Origin of the sequence: Ideonella azotifigens, from assembly GCF_006519715.1 — a bacterium.
Lineage (GTDB): Bacteria > Pseudomonadota > Gammaproteobacteria > Burkholderiales > Burkholderiaceae_C > Ideonella > Ideonella azotifigens.
The window spans coordinates 1-2242 of sequence record NZ_VIDT01000803.1 but is presented as its reverse complement, the minus strand read 5'-3'; the positions used below and the strand labels follow the sequence as shown (position 1 = coordinate 2242).

Below are 2242 nucleotides of genomic sequence, written 5' to 3'. Positions count from 1 at the left end.
GCGGGCTGACGCGGCGCCTGCATCACACCCTGAAGCCAATCGGCAGCGACGCTGTGCACATTCGCATGCGCCATCACCCGCGCCCGCAGGCCGGTGGCTTGTTGCGCATGGAAGCCGTCGTCGTCCAGCAGCCGTGTCAACCAGTGGCGCCACTCGGCTGCCGTGCTGGCGGCGAAGGCACCGGCATGGGCCAGGCGCCGGGCGTCCGGCAGCGGCGAGCACACCGTGGGCACGTTCCAGAAACCGGCCTCGATGACCTTCAGCGCCGACTTGCAGCGCGTGAATCGCGTGTCTTCCAGCGGCGCCAGGTTGACCCGCGCGCCGCGCACGGCCTGGTGGTAACGGTCAAAAGGCAGCTTCTCATGCCGCGTCACCTGGTGCGGCGGCAGCGCGAGTTCACCATCCAGCGGGCCGACGATTTCCAACCGCAGGCCGGGACGCTCGCGCAGCACGGCGGCCAGCGGTGCTGCGATCTGCGCGAAGTCGCGGTCATGGCTGCGCGTGCCGGGCAAGTAGCGAATCAGGGCCGCGGGGCCGCCTTCGTCTTCGTGCAGTTGCCGGCCCAAAGCGCTCCAGCTGTGGTGCACCGCATTCGGCACGACCTGCACATGGGCACGCTGCGCCAGGCCCGGCAGCGCCAGCAATTCGTCGCGCAGCGGCTCGGTTGACGCCGTGATGTAGGCAAAACGCTGCAAGGCCTGGCGATGGCGCTTGAAACGCCGCTCGATCGCCGCAGGCTCGGCGCGGCCGCTCAGCACTGCCGGACTCAGGTGCGCCATTGCCGGATCGAAGATCAGGTCGTCCACGTCGGCGACCAGCCGCACCTCGCGCTGGCGCAGCCAGCTCATCAACAGCCAGAGGCGGGGCGTCAGCTGCGGGCGGTGGAACACGACCAGGTCGGGGCTGGAGGCCCAGTCAAAGCGCGTGAAATGCTCGCACAACACTTTGTGGCCTTGCTTGGCCAGCGCTGCCGCCAGGTTCTCGCAGCGATAGACAAAAGACGCGTCCTCGCGGAACCGCGCCGGGTTCTTGTTGCAGGCCAGAAAGGCGATGGCCAGCGGACGTGACACGGGCGGCGGACTCCGGAACGATCAGACAACAGGCAACGATCAAAACCGCCACCCACGCAACGCGTGCCCGCGGGCTCGTGCTTCATTGAAAAGTCAAGTTTAAGGGAGGGTGCCGGCGAAGCGGCTGCGGGCACACCCCCTAATGTGTGTGCTGCTGCGCACAAACCTGCTTCACACAACCCGGCATGTTGCCGCACCACGGCAGAGCGGCTGCGCCACCGCAGCGCTCAAGCCCCCGGCAGCGCGCGCCGGTACTGGACGGCTTCGGCGACCTGCGCTACGGAAACCGTGGGCGATCCCGCCAGGTCGGCAATGGTGCGCGCCAGCTTCAGCACCCGGTGCAGCCCGCGCCCGGACCAGCCCAGCCGCTCGGCCGCAGCGCGCACAAACGCCGCTGCAGCCGGCTCCAAGTCGATCAGGCGGTCCAGCGCACCAGCATCCAGCGCGGCATTCAGGCCAGCCTGGCGGCTGTGTTGGCGCTGCCGCGCCTGCAGCACTCGCTCGGCCACGAGGGCGGAAGACTCCCCCATCGCACCGTCCAGCAACTCCGCAGGTCGCACCGCCGGCACCTCGACCTGCATGTCGATGCGGTCCAGCAACGGGCCGGACAAGCGCGCCTGGTACCGCAGGATGGCCTCTGGCGAGCAACGACAGGCGCGCCCCGTGGCCGCGAACGCGCCTTGCCAGCCGCAAGGACAAGGGTTCATCGCGGCAACCAGCTGAAAGCGCGCCGGGAACCGGGCCTGGCGGGCGGCGCGGGAAATCGTGATGTGCCCGGTCTCCAGCGGCTCGCGCAAGGCCTCCAAAGCCGTGCGGGCGAACTCGGGCAATTCGTCCAAGAACAGCACGCCACCATGGGCCAGCGAAATCTCACCCGGCCTGGGTGGCGAGCCGCCCCCGACCAACGCCACGGCACTCGCACTGTGGTGGGGCGCACGCACCGGTCGCGTGCGCCAGCCGGCTTCCAGCCCGTGGGACCCCAGGCCGCACAAGGCGGCGCTCTCCAGCGCCTCTTCATCGTCCAAGGGCGGCAGCAAGCCAGGCAGCCGCTGGGCCAGCATGGACTTGCCGGATCCGGGCGGACCGATCAACAACAGGCTGTGTCCGCCGGCCGCGGCCACCTCCAGCGCCCGGCGAGCAGCGGACTGGCCACGCACCTCGGCCAGGTCGCC

The 2242-nt window shown here is 69.7% G+C and carries 2 protein-coding genes; both read right to left on the bottom strand.

The genetic code is table 11. The features are described from left to right. On the bottom strand, positions 1-1070 hold a 1070-nt coding region (locus tag FKP22_RS27840; protein ID WP_141291266.1), incomplete at its 3' end, for a glycosyltransferase family protein. A gap of 227 nt (positions 1071-1297) precedes the next feature. Continuing rightward, positions 1298-2242, bottom strand: a 945-nt coding sequence (locus FKP22_RS27835; RefSeq protein WP_141291264.1) for a YifB family Mg chelatase-like AAA ATPase, incomplete at its 5' end; no start/stop codon positions are given.